Below are 17,147 nucleotides of genomic sequence, written 5' to 3' on the forward strand. Positions count from 1 at the left end.
CATCTCGAAGCGTGGAGAACGGCCGTCTCCACTGTCCCGGGAAGAACCGCAGATCAGCAGGTCGAGTGACCGCCGAGGTTAAACAACAAGCTCAGATGGAGAACCCACCGTAGAGCGGCGGCACACCCACGAGAAGAGGGGGCAGCGGGAACCCGCCACGGCCCTGCGTACCAGGCTCAGTCGAGGAAGCCGAAAAGCGGCTTGCGGGTACTGCCTGCCGATGTCCGCCATCTGCCCACCGGCGCTCCCTCACCAGGTCGTCACCGGTGACGTCACGACGGGCGCAAGTCCGTCCCGCATACCGACAGGCCCTGCGTCAGCCCGCGGCAGCCTGGATATCGACGATCTTCCGATCGATCGCGAACGTGACAACGCGCGGCATGCCATTGCTCCCTGCCACCCACACCTCCAAGCGGGTAGCGACCTCGGCCTGACCGACCCTCACGAGGGGCCCCGGGTTGGGCCTGCCATGGCTTACCCACGTGTGTTCGGCACCGTCACAGACGGCAGGCGTGCCGATGGCGACCCGGTTCCCCACCGAGCTGTTGACGACGGCGTAGGGAGAGGGCCCCGAGCAGCGGTAGGTACCCGAGAGGGTCACAACCGCCCCGCTGTCAACCGTACCGGTGGAGTCGAGGGACACCGTCCCGGTGTAGGTGATGGGTGTCGTCCCCGAGGTGACCGCCTGGGCCGGCGACGCGGCCCAGAACCCCGAGAGCAACGTGATGGATACAACTGTGGACGCGGCGGCGACGGCTCGGCCGACGCGGCCGGCGCCCCGGCCGGGACCGGCCGCGCCGTGCTCGCCTCGGCCGCGTTCGGCTTCGTGTCGGTGCTGCTCAGCCCGCTGTGGCCGCGGACCGTCTTCCCATTCCTGCTGAACTCGATCGGGACGGCGGTTCTGGTGGTCTGGGTCCTGATCGCCGCCTCCCACCTGCGGCTGCACGGCCGGCAGCAGCGCACGGACGGGCCGGAGGCTCCTCCGAGGGGTCCCAGCGAACCGGACATCCGGACATCCCGCAAGGCCGGGTAGTTATCGACTTCGGCTCGTCAGGGTGACCTGTCCCGAATCGCCTGGCGGGCTCGCTGTGGCGGCTGTATCCGATGTTGTGTGAGGTATGCGGATGGGGGCGGGCCGGCCGCCGCGGGACGGGTGCGCCGGGAGTCGGTCCGGGCCGGGGGGCGTTGCGCAGCAGGGGTGGCCGAGCCAGCCGCTCGGTTCAGCAGGGATGGCGGCGGTGACGAACGCCCAGTGGATTGCGCGCGCCTGGCAGCCGTGATTGGCTCGCCCGGTGAAGCTTCTGTTGACGGCGAGCGGCCTGCGTAACGCGACGCTGCGGGATGCGCTGCGGGACCTGCTGGGAAAGCCGTTCGGGTCGGCGAACATCGTGTACGTGCCCACGGCATCCGTCGCCGAGCCCGGTGACCACGGGTGGTTCGTCGCGGATATGAGCCGACTGCACGGTCTCGGCTGGCGGGAGTTCGACGTCCTGGAGCTGAACGGCCTGCCTCGGCAGATGGTGCTTGACCGGCTGTTGCACGCCGATGTCGTTTACGTCGAGGGCGGCAGTCACTACCATCTCGCGCGCAGCATCACCGGCAACGGTCTGGCCGAGGGCTTCCTGGAAGTGCTGGAGAGCCGGGTCTATGTGGGGGTGAGTGCCGGATCGATGATCTTCAGCCGGAATCTCACCGAACATTCCGCCGACGTCATCGGGGATGCTGCGGACCTGCACGTGCTCGGCGCTACGACGGTGGAGCCGCCCTTCGGTCTCTTCGACTGGTACCTGAAGCCACACCTGTACTCGCCGGACTTCCCGGAACGGGATGACGCCTGGGCTGACCGCATCGTCGAGCGGGCGGACTTCCCGATCTACTTCATCGACGACGACACGGCTGTTCGCGTCAGCGACGACAAAGTAGACGTCATCTCCGAAGGCCGGTGGCGGTTTCATCCGTGACTCAACGCGCGATGCCGTGCCTCCGTGCCTGCCCCCGGTCGGCGCACGTCAAGCGGTTCCGGTCCAACTTCTGGGCTCTGTCAGCCCGATCCCCCGGCGCGTGTCGTCACCGGGCACGGGCAGCGCCACGCCCGAGTGCCTGAAGCCCGCCCTCACGTACATGGCCTCGGCGCGGGAGTCGTCCTCGTGGACGAACAGCCGGACGCGCTCTATCCGGGGTTCGGCGAGCGACCACGACCATTGGACACCTGAGCCACGGAGGGGGTGCGGCGGGCCGGTTCATAGGTGCTCGGCGAACCAGTCGCGGGCGGCGGTGGCGGCGATGTCGAATCCGTGACCGGTGTAGGCCGCGAAGTGACCGCCGGGTACGAACACGATCTTCTTCGGCTCGGCGGCCGTCTGGAAGGCGGCGGCGGCCAGATTGCCGCCGGTCAGGCTGTCGTCCTGGCCGACGATCACGAGCAGCGGCGTCGGTGTGATCAGCGGCAGGTAGGAGCCGGGCTCGTAGCCCCGGAGCAACTCCAGGCTGCGCAGGGTGACTTCGCTGTGCCATTCGGGGGCGAGCCGTTCGTGGGCGTCGGTGAACCAGGCGTGGGCGTCCGGGGTGGGGATGCCGGTCACCTGTGCGGGGTCCTCGCCGATCACGGGGATCATGGCGGGAGAGTGGCCGGCCGCTCGGGCCCTCCGGTCGTCGGAGAAGATCGAGGGGTTGACGACCCGGTTGTTCTCTCGGGCGACGTTGGCGAAGGTGGCGCGTCCGCTGATGAAGGGAGCCTGCCCGCTGACCGCCTTGACCCGCTGGTCGATCGCGGCGACGACGAACGCGTGTCCGCCGGAGAAGCTGCTGCCCCACACGCCGATGCGGTCCGGGTCGACCTCGGGGCGGTTCTGGGCATACGTGACGGCGTGCTGGTAGTCGTGGATCTGCTCCCAGGGGTCGATCTCGTAGCGGGGCTTCCCCGGAGCTGCGTCCGAGTCGCCGAAGCCGCGGTTGTCCCACACCACGACGGCCAGACCGGCGGCGGCGAACACCTCGGCGAAACGGTCCAGGTACATCCTGCGGGTGGCGGACCAGCCGTGCGCCATGACCACGCACGGGGCCGGAGCGGTGCCCTGCTCCGGCTCGTAGAACCAACCGCGCAGCGTGACGCCCTCGGCGTCGAACTCGATGTCGTGTCGCATGCTCTCGCTCAGCCTTTCCGTTCGAGGAGGTCGACTGCCGGCGCTGTACCTCCGGCGATCAGGACACAGGTCCCGCCCGGTCGTCTCCCTCCGCCTCCACCCTGCGGGTGGCACGCGGGCCACGTCCAAGACCAGTTCCGTGCGCTGTGATGCCTTCGCGGGACGACCGCTCGTGGCGTAGTCACCACCACCCATCCACCCGGCCGGCGTCGTCACCGCGGCCGGCCGCCTCCCGCCCCGCCGTTCGCAGGACTGCCGATCGCGGTCGCGCTTGTCCCGCCCCTCCGCCGCTCATGGCGGGGGCGCTCGCAGGGCGGCTTGACCGCCTCCTCGACCGTGATGCCCGGACGGCATCACAGGCGCCGGAACAGGTCTTGGACACCGGTGCCGGCGCCGCCGCAGGCTGAAAGCGATCCCGAAACGAGAGGAACAACGTCATGAGGGTCTTCGTCACCGGCGGTTCCGGCTACATCGGCAAGGCGACCATCGACGCGCTGACACGGCACGGCCACACCGTGCGCGCCCTGGCCCGCAACGAGCACGCTGCCCGGACCGTACGGACGCACGGGGCGGATCCGGTCACGGGCAGCCTGGCCGACCTGGGCGTGCTCAATGAGGCGGCGGCGCAGGCCGAAGCCGTCATTCACCTCGCCCAGGCGGCCACCGGCGCGGAGGACCTCGCCGCGGCCACCGCGATGCAGGACGGCATCGGCGCCGGCCCCTACGTGCACACCAGCGGTACCTGGGTCTACGGCGACACCAACGGCGTCGTCGACGAGGACGCCCCGTGGGATCCACCGGCCCTCGTCGCCTGGCGCCGCCCCGTCGAGGATGCCGTCCTCGCCCGCGCCGCGCGCGGAGGTCGTCCCGTCGTGGTCCGGCCCGGCCTGCTGTACGGCGGCGACAACCGGCTCATCGATGCCTTCTTCACCCGTCCGGGCATGGTGGCGGGCGCCATCGCCTACATCGGAGACGGCTCGCAACACTGGGCTCTGGTCCACGTCGACGACCTCGCGGAACTGTACGTGGCCACGCTGCGTGCCCGGCCCGGCGCCGTCTACGCCGGCGTCGGAGGAGTCGATCCCACGGCCCGGGAGTGCGCCGAAGCCATCAGCCGAGGAGCGGGTCTCGGCGGCAAGACCGTCTCCATCACTCTGGAGGAGGCACGCGCGGCCATGGGCGCCTTCGCCGAGGCCTTCGCCCTGGACCAGCGACTCACCCCGGCGCGCGCCCGCGACCAGCTCGGCTGGACCCCGAAGCACACCGACCCGCTGACCGTCCTCGCCCAGGGCTGATCCACGCCCCCGGTGGCCGGTCCCCTCGCCGACCGGGGGAGCTGCCGTCGGGAGCGGCACCCCGCTGGATCCAATGGGGTATCACGAGGCGTACGGACACCGATCAGGACGGGACACGGCAACGGTATGGACATCGACCTGCGGAAACTGCGGTACTTCGCGGCGGTCGCCGAGGAACTGCACTTCGGCCGCGCCGCCGAGCGACTGCACATCGCCCAGCCGGCCCTCTCCCGCCAAGTGCGCGCGTTGGAGAACGACCTGGGCGTCACGCTCTTGCGCCGCGACCGCAGGGGCACCGTCCTCACGCCCGCCGGAGCCCAGCTCCTCGACGAGGTGGGCCCGCTCCTCGCGGCGGCCGAGGCCGTGGTCCGCCGGGTCACCGCCGCCGCCACCGCCACACGGGTCTTCACCGTCGGCTTTATGCCCGGTATCACCGTCACCCCCGCCGTGCGGGCGCTCACCGCCCGCCATCCCGGACTCGACGTCCGGCTACTGCGCACCGGCTGGGAGGACCAGGTCGAGGTCCTGCGCGACGGACGGGCCGACGTCAGCATCGTGCGTCTGCCGATCGATCAGAAGGGGCTGCGCGTACTGCCGCTGTTCAGCGAACCGCGCGTCGTGGTGCTGCCGACCGACCATCCGCTGGCCGGCGGGCCGGCCCTCACCGTCGCCGACCTTGCGGGTGAGCACCTCCTCCAGGACCCGGACGCCGTACCGGAGTGGCGCGACATCGCGCAGGAACTGCGCACCGGCGAACGCTCCGACGTTCCACCCATCCACAGCGTCGAGGAAAAGCTCGAACTGGTCGCCGTCGGCGCGGGCATCTGCGTGATCCCGCTGTCCACTGCGACCTTCTACACACGCCCCGACGTCGTCGCCCGGCCAGTCGAGGGCCTCGGCCCGGGGCAGGTCTGCCTGGCCTGGCCCGCCACCCGCCATTCCCGGCTCATCCACGACTTCACCGACGTGGCACCTGCCCTGGCACCACCGCCCACCTCGCCATGACCGCCACCCCACACGAACCTGCCGCCATCGCCGCCCACCGAGGAGCGGGCCACGTGAGGGACGCACCACACGGGGCCACTCGACCGCTGTCGCCGCGCGGTGCCGTCGGCAGCGCGCACTCGCGGGCCTCGGCGTCCTCTCCTCAGCAGCGTTCCGGAGCCGGGAGGCTCACACCACGGAAAGGAGGAGCCAGCCTTCACCGCCTCGGTCCTCGCCCGCGCCCGCCGCATCCGCCGCCAGGCCCCGTCCATCCGCAGCCGGGCGAGATCGCCGGCCACCTCTCCGCGACGCCTTCGGCCGACAACGGCTCTTCCCTACCGGCCGGGGCACGCCACCACGCGCCCCGGCCGTCCGACGCCGTTGCGCCGCCCCTTGGATAGGCTGCCGCAATGGCCCTCGACTCCCCCCGACTGCTGCGCGCCGACGCCGCCCGCAACGCGGAAAAGATCATCCGGGCCGCCCGGGAGGTCTTCACCGAACAAGGCCCCGACGCCCACCTCGACGACGTGGCCCGCCGGGCCGGCGTCGGAGCCGCCACACTCTTCCGCCGCTTCCCCGACAAAGCCGCGCTGCTGCGGGCCGTACTCGACGAGCGCTTCGGCGAGAACGTCCGCCCCGTCATCCAGGCTGCCGCCCACGACCCCGACCCCGCCTCCGGAATGGCCCACGTCCTGGAAGCAGCACTGGAATCAGTGGCCGGCGACTACAACGTCCTCGCCGCCGCCCGCTCCGCCGGCGTCCTGACCCCGGCGACCGGACAGGAGTTCTTCACCGCCCTCGACGCCCTCCTGGCACGCGGTCAGCACACAGGCGCGATCCGCGCCGACCTCGTACCCGACGACCTCCACCGCATCGTCATCATGCTGGTCTCCGTACTGTGGACGATGGAACCCCGCGAAGACGGCTGGCGCCGCTACCTGGCCCTCGTCCTCGACGGCCTCACCCCCACCGGGGCCCGCCCGCTGCCCTGCCCCGCCCCCGCACTGCACACCCGCACACCCTGACACCGAGGCGGATGCCGGCCACCCCGCTGTACCGGGGTTGAGCAGCTCCGCAAGGAGTTCGCCGAGGGCAAGGCGGGCGAAACCGTCGGTGTGCGTCTGCGTGGTGTCAAGGGCGACGGCGTCGAGTCGGTCTCGCCGGGACACACCGCCCAGGTGGAGGTCACCCTGACCAAGCCCGTCGCGATGGAACACGGTCTGCGGTTCACCATCCGCAGGGGCGGCAGGGCCATCGGCGCCGGGGTCGTGTCCAAGATCATCACTTAGGGCCGGACGAGCGGCGAAGCGGACCGGGCGCCGGAGGCAATGACCGGCGCCCGGCGAGCCAGCGTGTCCCCCACACGGTCTGGCCGAGACCCGATCCACTTCACGAAGTCGGCGCCTGCACCGCTTCGCCCTGCTGAGGGCAGCAGGCCAGGCCTGTGCCGTCGATCAGGCGGGCGTAGGGGTTGTGGCCTGCGAGCTCGATGGCAGTGGTCACGGCGCCGTACAGTGACCGCCGCAGCGCGAAGCCGAAGGGGCCCTGATCATAGGTTTTGCTGACGATGTGCTGGTAGTCGATGTTCAGATGAGCATCGCTTTCGCCCGTCGGTGCTGCTGGGGCGTGGGAACCTGCGATGAGGTTGGTCCAGACGCGGCTGACGAGCTCTGCCAGTTCTTCCACGACGTCTGGGTCGGGGGCGTTGCTCGCCGTGCTCATGCTGGGATGCGTGGCGATGAGACGGAACAGGTCACGCCAGCGGTCCGCCATCGACCGCAAGGCGGGCCCGTCGGTCAGGCACGCGGCTTGCTCGATGATGTCCCGGGTCAGCGCGGTGCAGCGTTGGCCGATGGGGTGCTGGGTCTGGTCGGTGGCGAAGTAGCGCCGGGTCGCACGGTGGGCGAGTGCCTCGGCCCACGTGGTGTCGTCCGGTTCGGGCGCGGTACGCCAGAGCGGTGTCCAGTTCGGGGAGTACATCATGTTGCCGGGCGGGAGCACGGTGGTGGCGGTGGCCCTGGCTGCTTCCTGTGACGGGAGGAAGGAGCCGTTGGTGTGCGGGGCGGTGTGGGACAGCGCCGCGAGCTGGCGCCGGAGGAAGTAGCGGGGGGTGAGCGCGAAGTAGACGCACGCGCCCATGGCGATCTCTGCCGCCACCTGGTGGCCGTCGCGTCCGCAGTCGCAGGCGATCGCCTCGTCGGTGGCCGCGGCGAGGGCGTCGGCGAAGCCGATCAGGTTGCGGCCGTCTCCGCTCGCCAGTGCCAGGTGAAGCTCGTTGAACGCCTCCTTGGCACCGTAGTCGTGGAGTAGATCGACGCTGGCGTTGTAGTAGAGGGGGCCGTTGATAGCGCGGAACATCCTTCCGCATCGGTCACTGCCGGGGAAGTATCCCCGGTCGGTGGACAGGTGCCGGTAGGGAGCCCAGCCGACCGTGAGGCGAAGGATCGCCGGCAGGTCTCCGTCCCACCAGCGTGCGACCAGATAGTCGGCTGGTGCGGGGGCCGAGGCGGGGGGGACAACGGCGCAGGGGCCGGCGGCCGGAACAGCGTTCAGGAGTTCCGTCCGTATCTCCTCTTTCATCTGGATGACCGCACAGGTGACTGTGCTGTCCCGGAATGCCTGTTGGGCGGCGCTCCCGCTGAGGCAGGCGATGCCCTCACTGCTCGCGTCGATGTACGGCTCCAGCCCGACGGCTCCGCTGTCGTCGGGTGCGTCCGGGTAGTCGATCCCCATGCTCGCAGCCATCAGCGAGGCGCTCAGGTCGGGAATGCGCCAGTCCGTACACCGGATGGTGACATCGGCCTGGAAGGCTCCCCAGAGGTCCCGTACGGCCATCGCTTCGAGAGAACGCCGCTCGGGCTCGGCTCCCCGGCGCAGGTACTCTTCCGCCACCTCGGCGACTTCGCCGCCCTTACCGGGAATGATCCCGCACAGCTCGGCGAGTGCTCGCGCCGACTCGGATGAACGGCCGTCCCACAGCCTGTCCTTGGCGAACAGGACGACCTTCCGCGTCGTGTCCCCCACGGCGCTTGAGGCCACCGACTCCCGGAGTTCGCGCGACCTGGTCACCGCGATGGCCGACCAGCTCATCCGCTCGCCCTCCGGGTGCACCTCCATCCGCGGAGACTGGTAGGGGACATAGGCGGGCGCTGTGGCGATCCGCAGGACCGTATCGTGCTCCCGTTCCCCATGAGGCGCCCCGGCATGACTCTGCCGGTGGACGTCGTCCGGGTCGGTGCTGTCGTCTTCCGCGGCGGACCCGACCCGTAGGCCCGACAGCAGCTCAGCGGGCCTTGATCCCGCAGGGACCAGACCGGCAGCCTGAGCGTTCCAGTACACGGATTCCTGGGTGTCTGTGGTCACGGCTACTTCTCCTTGGACGTGATCTGCGGTGCGCGCGCGGCAGAGCGAACTGCCGGTGCTGGTACGTGTTCGCGATGGGCTCCGCACGGCCGTAGCCGTGGTGAGAACTCGGTTGGCCCGGTCACGGAACAGGTGGATCAGGTGCTCGATTTCGGTGCTCCGCACGGCCTGAGCGACCTCTCCCGAGGGCCCGGACGGTGGGACCCACACCAGCCCGGCAGTCACAGGGGCGGCCAGGACGGGCGGTCGCCTTCCGGTGCGACTGCGCTCATGTGGTCCTCTTCGTCGCGGCCCGTGCGAGTTCGCGCAGGGTGGCGGCCACGGCGGGCGGGATCGTGCTGCGGGAGAGGGCGTGGTCGGCCTGCGCGCAGCGGGCCCGGATCATCTGCTCGACCATGTCGCGGGCGCCGGTGGCGGTGATGACGCGTCGGGCGTCCTCGGCCTGCTCCTCGGTCAGGTCGGGGTCGCCCAGGAGCCGGCGCAGCCGGGCGACCTGGTCCGGGGTTGCGAGTTTGAGGGCGAGGGCTGCGAGGGTGGTGTGCTTGCCGTCGCGCAGGTCGTCGAGGGTGGGCTTGCCGGTGCGGTCCGGGTCGCCGTAGACGCCGAGGAGGTCGTCGCGCAGTTGGAAGGCCTCTCCGAGGGGGAGGGCGAAGTCGCTGAGGACGGTGCGCAGTTCGTCGTCGGCTCCGGCGAGGGTGGCACCGATCTGCACGGGGCGTTCGCAGGTGTACTTGGCGGTCTTGTAGTGGATGATCGCCAGTGCCCGGTCGACGTCGTCGGTGGGGTGCCCGGTGGAGGCGAGGTCGAGGTACTGGCCGTACATGACCTCGGTGCGCATGGCGTCGATGAGCGGCAGGATGCGGACGAGCCGGCCCGGGGTGAGGCCTGCGGTGTGGAGGAGTTCGTCCGACCAGGCCAGGGCGAGGTCGCCGACCAGGATCGCGGAGCCGACCCCGAGGTCGTCGGCGGCCGCCTCGCTGCGGCCCTCGCGATGCAGGGTGGCGAGGGCACGGTGGACGGTGGGGTGGCCGCGGCGGGTGGTGGAGCGGTCCATGATGTCGTCGTGGATGAGGGCGAAGGCGTGGAACATCTCCAGCGACGCCGCCACCCGCAGTACCGGCCGCGGATCGCCTTCGCCACCCGCCGCGCGCCAGCCGGTCACGCACAGCAGGGGGCGCAGGCGTTTGCCGCCGGAGGAGAGGAAGTCGTGCAGGATCCGGGGAATCTCCCCGGGCAGGTACCGCGCGGTCGCCGCACGGGCCTTGGCGGTGAGGAAGCCGTCGAGGATGCCGTCGACCTGGGTACGTACCACTGTCAGGTCGGGTGATTCGGAGCCGAGGGTCCTGGCCGTCATCATGCTTCTCCGTTCGGTACACCGGTTGCCGCCCCGGCCGAGTGGTGCTCTCACTCCGGGGGCGCACGAAGGGCTTTTCACCGGGGCGCTTGCCAGACCTGCCTGGCTGCGCCCACAGTGTGTCCAGTAAGCCCTGGCGAGCCGCTTCGACGTAACTCTGCTTAGCGGCAGGGTTGTTGAACCTCTCGCCGTGTTGAACGCCCCGCACCCGCCCACGACGTCGCTTCCGCCGCGACCACGAGGTTCACCGTGAGTCCCCGAAACACACCCAATCCCCGTCTGCGGGCTCTGCTCGACGAGACAGGCTGGACCAACGAGCAGCTCGCCCGAGCCGTCAACGCCGTCGGCAGCCTTCGCGCCCTGCCCCTGCACTACGACCGCACCTCGGTCGCGCACTGGCTCCTCGGCTCCCGCCCCCGCCCCGAAGTGGCCGACATCGTCTGCCACGTCCTGTCCGACGCCCTCCACCGCGCGATCACGCCCCAGGCCGCCGGCCTCTCCCCCTCCGCCGCCACCGTCGAGAAGCCCACCACCCCGGACATCGCCGTGCGGCTGGAGCAACTCGGTGCCGCCTCGGCCGTCAGCCCCCGCACCCTCCGCCTGATCCCCTACGACCCGACCCTGCGGTCGCCCGTGGCTGTAGCACCCTCGCCGCGCCCGAGCGGTAGAACGCGGGTCAGTACCGCCCACGTCCAGGCCGCGAACCTGATGGCCACCGTGTTCGCCGACGCGGACGACATGTTCGGCGGTGCCCGGACCCGCCCGGCCCTCACCACCTACCTGGCCACCGACATCGCACCCCAACTCACCAGCCCCGTCGGCGCCACGCTCCACCGGCAACTCCGCCAGGCCGCCGCCGACCTCGCCTACCTCACCGCCTTCACCTGCTTCGACGAGCACCTCCACGGCGCCGCGCAGACCTACTACCGCATCGCCGCGGAGCTCGCCATCGAGGCCGCCGACCCGCTGCGGCACGCGATCGTCCTGCGGCAGATGAGCGTCCAGGCCAACCACATGGGCGACCGCGCGCAGGCCCTGAACCTGGCCCAGGCCGCGGCGGCCGACGTCACCAGACTCCCACCGGGTTCGGCCGCGTTCATCACCGGGCAGCTCGCCGTCACCCTCGCCGCTTCCGACCGGCGCCGCGAGGCGTTCACCCAACTCGACCGGGCGCAAAGCCTGTTGGACGACGCCCAGGACGAGCACCGGACCACCGGCGGTTACCACAGTGCCGCCCTCAACCACCAGCGGGCCGAGGTCTTCGCATCAACCGGCGACGTCTCGCGAGCATGCGCCGTTCTGTCCCACTCCCTCACCCGCAGGCCGTCCGACGAGCGCCGGGCCCGGGCCCTGACCACCGCGCGACTCGCCGAACTCCTCCTTCAAAAGGGACAGTTGGAGGAAGCCTGCCAGCACTGGCACGCCTTCCTGCACGACTACCCCCATCTGCAGTCGGCCCGCGCCACCGCGGCCCTGCACACCATGCGCGGCCGTCTGCGCAGCTACCAGCGCGTCCCGGCCGCCGCCCAGCTCCTGCGCCACCCCATCCACCACGAGGACTGCCGGATCCCTTAGGTCCTGTCCGGCTGATCTTGGCGGATCGGCCCGCGGCTCTCCCGGCCGGAGGCTTGGGGCGGATGCCCGGCATCGCGGGCCCGGCAGGATCGGCCGGACAGGGCCTGGTCGGCCCTGGTCCGCCGCGCCTTCAAGCCGGTCGCACCCGCACCCGCACCCGCACCCGCACCGAGTTCCTCCCAGGGCGGATCCCCTGTCCACAACGAGGTTCCAACTGCCCCGCCGGTCACGGTCAGGCCCGCGGGCACGGTGAGACCCGTCGCCGTGGCGGAGGCCGCAGGCCGAAGCGCCCCGGCCCCGCCGCAGGTCGGGACGGGAAAGTCCTGGTAGCGGACCCGCAGCCCGGCGCGGCGCAGAGCCCCGGCCACGAGTTCGGCTCCACGGCAATCGACCGGACCCCGCAAGGGATGGTGCAGGAGGGTCGGGACCAGGGCCTCGTCCGGGCACAACGGCCCGACGAGAACGGCCCATTGGTCTTTTCTGAGCGTTCTCTTCACTGCGGTTCTCTCCCTGCCCACGCGTCAGTAGGACGCCGGACAGAACGGGATCCGCACACGGGAATCCCCGGCGTTGAACACGTACTCTGACGCCCCGGCACCCGGCGCCTTCACAGCGACAACGCCCATCCGCCCCGCGCCCACCCGAACGGCCGTTGGCCTCACTCGAAGGTACTGAAGGTTCCCCGAGACGCCCTGGACGGCCGACTACTGGGACAAATTTGTTCCCATATACGGCAGTTCGGAGTCGTTCAAGGTCGTTCAACACGGCAGGAGGTTCAACAAGCATGCCATGAAGAAGAGTTACGCCGGATGACCTGGCTGGGGCTCACTGGACACACGTGAGCGTTCCCCGGCAGGTTCAGCGAACGCCTCCGCCGCAGGTCCTCTGCTCACCCATGCGTGAGTGCGCCACCGAGCCGGCGCGGACAACCGGGGCAGCGGGCCCGAAGGGCCTCCCCCGCCCGCCGGCCGCACGGACCTCGCGGACCCGACCATCCCTCAGGAGAGACTGATGCCCCTACTGGTCCGTACCGATGCGGCGGGCGCCCTGCACCGCCCCGCCGACACCACACCGCTCGCCGTCCTCGCACGTGGCCGGGTGTCGCGGTGACGGCCGAACCCGACCGCACCCCCGCAGCCGCACCTCCTCCGCCGCCCGCCGCCCGGCGGCACAGGACGGTGGTTCTCGCCTCGCCGCGCTCGTTCTGTGCCGGGGTGGAGCGCGCGATCGACACCGTGGAACGGCTGCTGGACGCCCCGGACCGGAACGGGCCGGTGTACGTACGCAAGCAGATCGTCCACAACACCCACGTCGTGGCGGGCCTCGCCGCCCGGGGAGCGGTGTTCGTCGAAGAACTCGACGAGGTACCGGCCGGTGCCACGGTCGTCTTCTCGGCCCACGGTGTGTCACCTGAGGTCCATGCCCAGGCCGGTGCCCGCGAGCTGACCGTCGTGGACGCGACCTGCCCGCTGGTCACCAAGGTCCACTCCGAGGCCAGGCGCTTCGCCGCTCGCGGCGACACCATCGTCCTGATCGGGCACGCCGGGCACGAGGAGGTCGAGGGCACCCTGGGTGAGGCCCCCGCCTCCATCGTCCTGGTCGAGACCCCCGCGCAGGCGGCCGCTCTCCAGGTCCCCGACGGGACCCGCGTCTCCTACCTCACCCAGACCACCCTGGCCGTGGACGAGACGCGCGAGGTCGTCGACATCCTGCGCCGCCGCTTCCCGGCCCTGCGGGAGCCCCCGTCGGACGACATCTGCTACGCGACCACCAACCGGCAGCTGGCCGTGGCGGAAGTCGCGGAGCGCTGCGACCTGGTCCTGGTCATCGGCTCGGCGAACTCCTCGAACTCGGTGCGGATGGTGGAGGTCGCCCGCCGCGCCGGTGCCGAGGCGCACCTCGTCGAGGACGCCGACGGCATCGACCCGGCCTGGATCGAGCGCGCCGGCACCATCGGTCTGTCCGCCGGAGCGTCCGCCCCACCGGCCCTGGTGACCGGTGTGATCCGGGCCCTCCACCGGTGGGGGCCGGTGACGGTCGTGGAGCACACCGCCGCGGTGGAGGACATGTACTTCGCGCCGCCGGCCCCGGTCCGGGAGCGCCCGTGAGCACTCCTCGGTTCCGACTGTCGGTCACCGTCCACGGCGATCGGCGCGCCACAGCCACCATCCACTTCGTCCGCTTCGAGAAGGTGTTCACCCCATGACGGCCATCGACCCTCCATCCCGAGCCGGGGAGACCCGCCCCACCACCGAGGAGGAGAGCAGACGCACCGCCACCGGTACCGGGGTGCCCCCCACCGCTCACGGACCACTTCCCCTCCCCGGAACCCCGGCCGCCCTGCGCGCCCTGCGCGCCCTGCGCCCCAGCCGACTCGACCGGCTGGCGGCCGGGATACGGGACCTGCTCGTGGACCGGGTGTCCGCCACCGGTGGCCATCTGGGCGCGAGCCTGGGCGTGGTGGAGCTGACCATCGCCCTCCACCGGGTCTTCGACTCGCCGCGTGACGCGATCCTGTTCGACACCGGCCACCAGTCCTACCCGCACAAGGTCCTCACCGGACGCGCCCGGGAGTTCGCCACCCTGCGCCAGCAGGGCGGGCTGTCCGGCTACCCGAGCCGGGCCGAGTCCGCGCACGACTGGATCGAGAACTCCCACGCCTCCACCGCCCTGGCCTACGCCGACGGCCTGGCCAAGGCCTTCCACCTACGAGGAGCGGCACGGCGGGTGGTGGCGGTCGTCGGCGACGGCGCGCTCACCGGCGGCCTGGCCTTCGAAGCCCTGAACAACCTCGGGGCCGCCGGGCGCCCGGTCATCGTCGTGCTGAACGACAACACCCGCTCCTACGACCCCAGCGCAGGTGCACTGCCCGCCCACCTGGCCCGGCTGCGCGAGAGCGGCCAGGTCACACCGGACCGCAATGTCTTCACCGACCTCGGGTTCGCCTACCTCGGCCCCGTCGACGGCCACGACACCCCCGCGCTGGAGACCGCACTGCGCCGCGCCGCTGCCCTCGGACGGCCGGTCGTGGTGCACGCCGTCACCACCAAGGGGAAGGGCTACGCCCCGGCCGAAGCCGACACCGACGACCGGATGCACGCCTGCGGAGTCATCGACCCGGCCACCGGCCGCCCCCGCACCACGGGCAAGCCGACCTGGACGTCCGTCTTCGCCGCCGAGCTCGCCGCCTTGGGAGGCGAGCGCGAGGACCTCGTCGCCCTCACCGCGGCGATGCGCCTGCCGGTCGGGCTCGGCCCGTTCTCCCGGAAGTTCCCCGACCGGGTCTTCGACTCGGGGATCGCCGAGCAGCACGCCGTCACCTCCGCCGCCGGGCTGGCGATGGGCGGCCTGCACCCGGTGGTGTGCCTGTACGCGACGTTCCTGAACCGGGCCTTCGACCAGGTGCTGATGGACGTGGCGCTGCACCGGCTGCCGGTCACCTTCGTCCTGGACCGGGCCGGGGTCACCGGCCCCGACGGGCCCTCCCACCACGGCCTGTGGGACCTCGCGGTCCTGGCCCGCGTCCCGGGCATGCGCGTCGCCGCGCCCCGTGATCCGGCCCGGCTGCGGGCCCTGCTGCGCGAGGCGGTCGAGTCCGGCGACGGCCCGAGCACGGTGCGCTTCCCCAAAGCCGCCGCCGCGGCCGACATCGACCCGCTGACCACCATGGACGGCATCGACGTCCTGCACCGCTCCCCACACGCGCCCCTGGACGTGCTGCTGGTCGCGATCGGCACGACAGCCGGCGCCTGCCTGGAGGCCGCCCGACTCCTGGCGGCCCGGGGCATCGGAGTGACCGTGGTCGACCCCCGCTGGGTGGCCCCGGTCAACCCCGCCCTCGTCCATCTGGCCGGACGCCACCGCATCGCCCTGTCCGTGGAGGACGGGGTCCGCGAGGGCGGCATCGGAGCCCTCCTCGCCCAGCACGCCACCGACGCCGGGGTCACCGTGCCCGTTCACGCCCTGGGCCTGCCCACCCGGTTCCTGGCCCACGGTGAGCGCGGCGCCCTCCTGTCCGCCGCCGGGATCAGCGGTCCTGCCATAGCCGACACCGCCCGCCGCCTCCTGGAGCACGGCGCCCCCTCGGCCGCCTCCCTGCCGGCACCATCCTCCACACGGAGCACGTCATGAACAGCGTCGACCTCCCCGACCCCACCCCGCCCGGCCGTCGCGGCCCCGGGCCCGCGCCCGGTGATGGACCCGTTCTCGCGGCCCGCCGCCACTCCCGGCAGATCCACGTCGGCAGGGTCCCCGTGGGCGGCGGAGCACCGATCCCGGTGCAGACCATGACGACCACCCCCACCACCGACATCGACGCCACCCTCCAGCAGATCGCCGAGGCCACCGCAGCGGGCTGCGACATCATCCGCCTCGCCGTCCCCTCCGCCGACGACGCCGCCGCCCTGCCCAGGATCGTCGCCAAGTCGCCGATCCCCGTCATCGCCGACATCCACTTCCAGCCCCGCTACGTCTTCCAGGCCATCGACGCCGGCTGCGCCGCGGTCCGCGTCAACCCCGGCAACATCAAGAAGTTCGACGACAAGGTCAAGGAGATCGCCCGGGCCGCCGGCGCGGCCAAGGTCCCGATCCGGATCGGGGTGAACGCCGGCTCCCTGGACCCGCGCCTGCTCGCCAAGCACGGCAGCGCCACGCCCCAGGCACTGGCCGAGTCCGCGCTGTGGGAGTGCTCGCTGTTCGAGGAGCACGGCTTCACCGACCTCAAGATCGCCGTCAAGCACCACGACCCGCTGACCGTCATCGCCGCCTACCGGCTCCTCGCCGCCGGCTGCGACTACCCCCTGCACCTGGGCGTCACCGAAGCCGGCCCCGCGTTCCAGGGCTCCATCAAATCCGCCGTCGCCTTCGGTGTCCTCCTCGCCGAAGGCATCGGCGACACCATCCGGGTCTCCCTCTCCGCACCGCCCGCCGAGCAGGTCAAGGCGGGCTGCCACATCCTCTCCTCGCTCGGGCTACGCCCGAGGAAGCTCGAAATCGTGTCCTGCCCCGGCTGCGGACGCCTCCAGGTCGACATCCACCGCCTCGCCCAACGGGTCGAGGCCGCCTTCGAGGGGTTCCCCCTCCCCCTGCGCGTCGCCGTCATGGGCTGCGTCGTCAACGGCCCCGGGGAGTCCCGGGAAGCCGACATCGGAGTCTCCTCCGGCAACGGCAAGGGCCAGATCTTCGTCCGGGGCCGGGTCGTCGCGACCGTCCCCGAAAACCGGATCGTCGAACGTCTCCTGGAAGAGGCCCTCAAGCTCGCCGAGCGCCAATCCACCGGGTCTCCCACGTAGACCGCCCGAAGGAGCAGAGTCCCATGGCCACTCCGAGCAAGCCGATTCGCCGACTGGACCGGGTGATCATCCGTTTCGCCGGTGACTCGGGTGACGGCATGCAGCTCACCGGTGACCGGTTCACCTCGGAGACGGCGTCGTT

The 17,147-nt window shown here is 71.4% G+C and carries 14 protein-coding genes; 10 read left to right on the forward strand and 4 right to left on the reverse strand.

Annotation, left to right across the window (positions count from 1 at the left end):
* Positions 1 to 316: 316 nt before the first annotated feature.
* Positions 317 to 643, reverse strand: a complete 327-nt coding sequence (locus AC07AL_RS37575) for a DUF6299 family protein (protein ID WP_478319516.1) — start codon at positions 641 to 643, stop codon at positions 317 to 319.
* 156 nt (positions 644 to 799) lie between these two features.
* Here AC07AL_RS37575 and AC07AL_RS37580 point away from each other — a divergent pair, with 156 nt between their 5' ends.
* Both AC07AL_RS37580 and AC07AL_RS37585 read left to right on the forward strand, forming a co-directional pair.
* Positions 800 to 1,033 (forward strand): hypothetical protein, encoded by a 234-nt coding sequence (locus tag AC07AL_RS37580; protein WP_400811892.1) that lies wholly within the window; start codon positions 800 to 802, stop codon positions 1,031 to 1,033.
* Between the two features lie 259 nt (positions 1,034 to 1,292).
* Positions 1,293 to 1,961, forward strand: coding sequence for a Type 1 glutamine amidotransferase-like domain-containing protein (locus AC07AL_RS37585; protein ID WP_363588430.1), 669 nt, complete (start codon positions 1,293 to 1,295; stop codon positions 1,959 to 1,961).
* Between the two features lie 279 nt (positions 1,962 to 2,240).
* Here the strand turns inward: AC07AL_RS37585 and AC07AL_RS37590 are convergent, their stop codons facing one another.
* On the reverse strand, positions 2,241 to 3,143 hold the full coding sequence (locus AC07AL_RS37590) for an alpha/beta hydrolase (protein WP_363633305.1): 903 nt from the start codon (positions 3,141 to 3,143) through the stop codon (positions 2,241 to 2,243).
* A gap of 437 nt (positions 3,144 to 3,580) precedes the next feature.
* Here AC07AL_RS37590 and AC07AL_RS37595 point away from each other — a divergent pair, with 437 nt between their 5' ends.
* The 4 genes from AC07AL_RS37595 (at position 3,581) to AC07AL_RS37610 (ending at position 6,711) form a co-directional block, all read left to right on the forward strand.
* Positions 3,581 to 4,438, forward strand: coding sequence for an NAD-dependent epimerase/dehydratase family protein (locus AC07AL_RS37595; protein ID WP_478319517.1), 858 nt, complete (start codon positions 3,581 to 3,583; stop codon positions 4,436 to 4,438).
* A 126-nt stretch (positions 4,439 to 4,564) separates the two neighbouring features.
* A complete protein-coding gene (locus AC07AL_RS37600) occupies positions 4,565 to 5,443 on the forward strand; it encodes a LysR family transcriptional regulator (RefSeq protein ID WP_478319518.1) in 879 nt (292 codons plus the stop codon).
* A 389-nt stretch (positions 5,444 to 5,832) separates the two neighbouring features.
* Entirely contained in the window at positions 5,833 to 6,447 is a 615-nt protein-coding gene (locus AC07AL_RS37605) for a TetR/AcrR family transcriptional regulator (RefSeq protein WP_400811887.1), read from the forward strand.
* Positions 6,448 to 6,537: 90 nt separating this feature from the next.
* Entirely contained in the window at positions 6,538 to 6,711 is a 174-nt protein-coding gene (locus AC07AL_RS37610) for an EF-Tu C-terminal domain-related protein (RefSeq protein WP_400811885.1), read from the forward strand.
* 100 nt (positions 6,712 to 6,811) lie between these two features.
* On the opposite strand, the gene AC07AL_RS37615 is transcribed toward AC07AL_RS37610, so the two are convergent.
* Together AC07AL_RS37615 and AC07AL_RS37620 are read right to left on the reverse strand one after the other, a co-directional pair.
* Positions 6,812 to 8,785, reverse strand: coding sequence for a hypothetical protein (locus AC07AL_RS37615; RefSeq protein ID WP_400989366.1), 1,974 nt, complete (start codon positions 8,783 to 8,785; stop codon positions 6,812 to 6,814).
* A 268-nt stretch (positions 8,786 to 9,053) separates the two neighbouring features.
* On the reverse strand, positions 9,054 to 10,142 hold the full coding sequence (locus AC07AL_RS37620; RefSeq protein ID WP_478319519.1) for a polyprenyl synthetase family protein: 1,089 nt from the start codon (positions 10,140 to 10,142) through the stop codon (positions 9,054 to 9,056).
* A 246-nt stretch (positions 10,143 to 10,388) separates the two neighbouring features.
* Between AC07AL_RS37620 and AC07AL_RS37625 the strand changes: the two genes are divergently transcribed.
* The 4 genes from AC07AL_RS37625 to ispG all read left to right on the forward strand — a co-directional run bounded on the left by AC07AL_RS37625 (position 10,389) and on the right by ispG (position 17,005).
* The gene (locus AC07AL_RS37625) at positions 10,389 to 11,714 is read left to right on the forward strand and encodes a tetratricopeptide repeat protein (protein ID WP_363588444.1); all 1,326 of its coding nucleotides are present in this window, start codon (positions 10,389 to 10,391) and stop codon (positions 11,712 to 11,714) included.
* Positions 11,715 to 12,820: 1,106 nt separating this feature from the next.
* Positions 12,821 to 13,822, forward strand: coding sequence for a 4-hydroxy-3-methylbut-2-enyl diphosphate reductase (locus AC07AL_RS37630; protein WP_400989372.1), 1,002 nt, complete (start codon positions 12,821 to 12,823; stop codon positions 13,820 to 13,822).
* 94 nt (positions 13,823 to 13,916) lie between these two features.
* On the forward strand, positions 13,917 to 15,845 hold the full coding sequence (locus tag AC07AL_RS37635; RefSeq protein ID WP_478319520.1) for a 1-deoxy-D-xylulose-5-phosphate synthase: 1,929 nt from the start codon (positions 13,917 to 13,919) through the stop codon (positions 15,843 to 15,845).
* The gene (gene ispG / locus AC07AL_RS37640) at positions 15,842 to 17,005 is read left to right on the forward strand and encodes a flavodoxin-dependent (E)-4-hydroxy-3-methylbut-2-enyl-diphosphate synthase (RefSeq protein ID WP_363633317.1); all 1,164 of its coding nucleotides are present in this window, start codon (positions 15,842 to 15,844) and stop codon (positions 17,003 to 17,005) included. Before AC07AL_RS37635 ends, ispG begins: the two co-directional genes overlap by 4 nt.
* Positions 17,006 to 17,147: the final 142 nt, after the last annotated feature.

The organism is Kitasatospora sp. NPDC043949, assembly GCF_056435365.1.

Excerpts from the sequence above, each read along its gene's own strand:
- AC07AL_RS37590 (WP_363633305.1), bottom strand. The coding sequence starts at position 3,143 with ATGCGACACGACATCGAGTTCGACGCCGAGGGCGTCACGCTGCGCGGT.
- AC07AL_RS37595 (WP_478319517.1), top strand. The coding sequence starts at position 3,581 with ATGAGGGTCTTCGTCACCGGCGGTTCCGGCTACATCGGCAAGGCGACC.
- AC07AL_RS37600 (WP_478319518.1), top strand. The coding sequence starts at position 4,565 with ATGGACATCGACCTGCGGAAACTGCGGTACTTCGCGGCGGTCGCCGAG.
- AC07AL_RS37605 (WP_400811887.1), top strand. The coding sequence starts at position 5,833 with ATGGCCCTCGACTCCCCCCGACTGCTGCGCGCCGACGCCGCCCGCAAC.
- AC07AL_RS37620 (WP_478319519.1), bottom strand. The coding sequence starts at position 10,142 with ATGATGACGGCCAGGACCCTCGGCTCCGAATCACCCGACCTGACAGTG.
- AC07AL_RS37635 (WP_478319520.1), top strand. The coding sequence starts at position 13,917 with ATGACGGCCATCGACCCTCCATCCCGAGCCGGGGAGACCCGCCCCACC.
- ispG (WP_363633317.1), top strand. The coding sequence starts at position 15,842 with ATGAACAGCGTCGACCTCCCCGACCCCACCCCGCCCGGCCGTCGCGGC.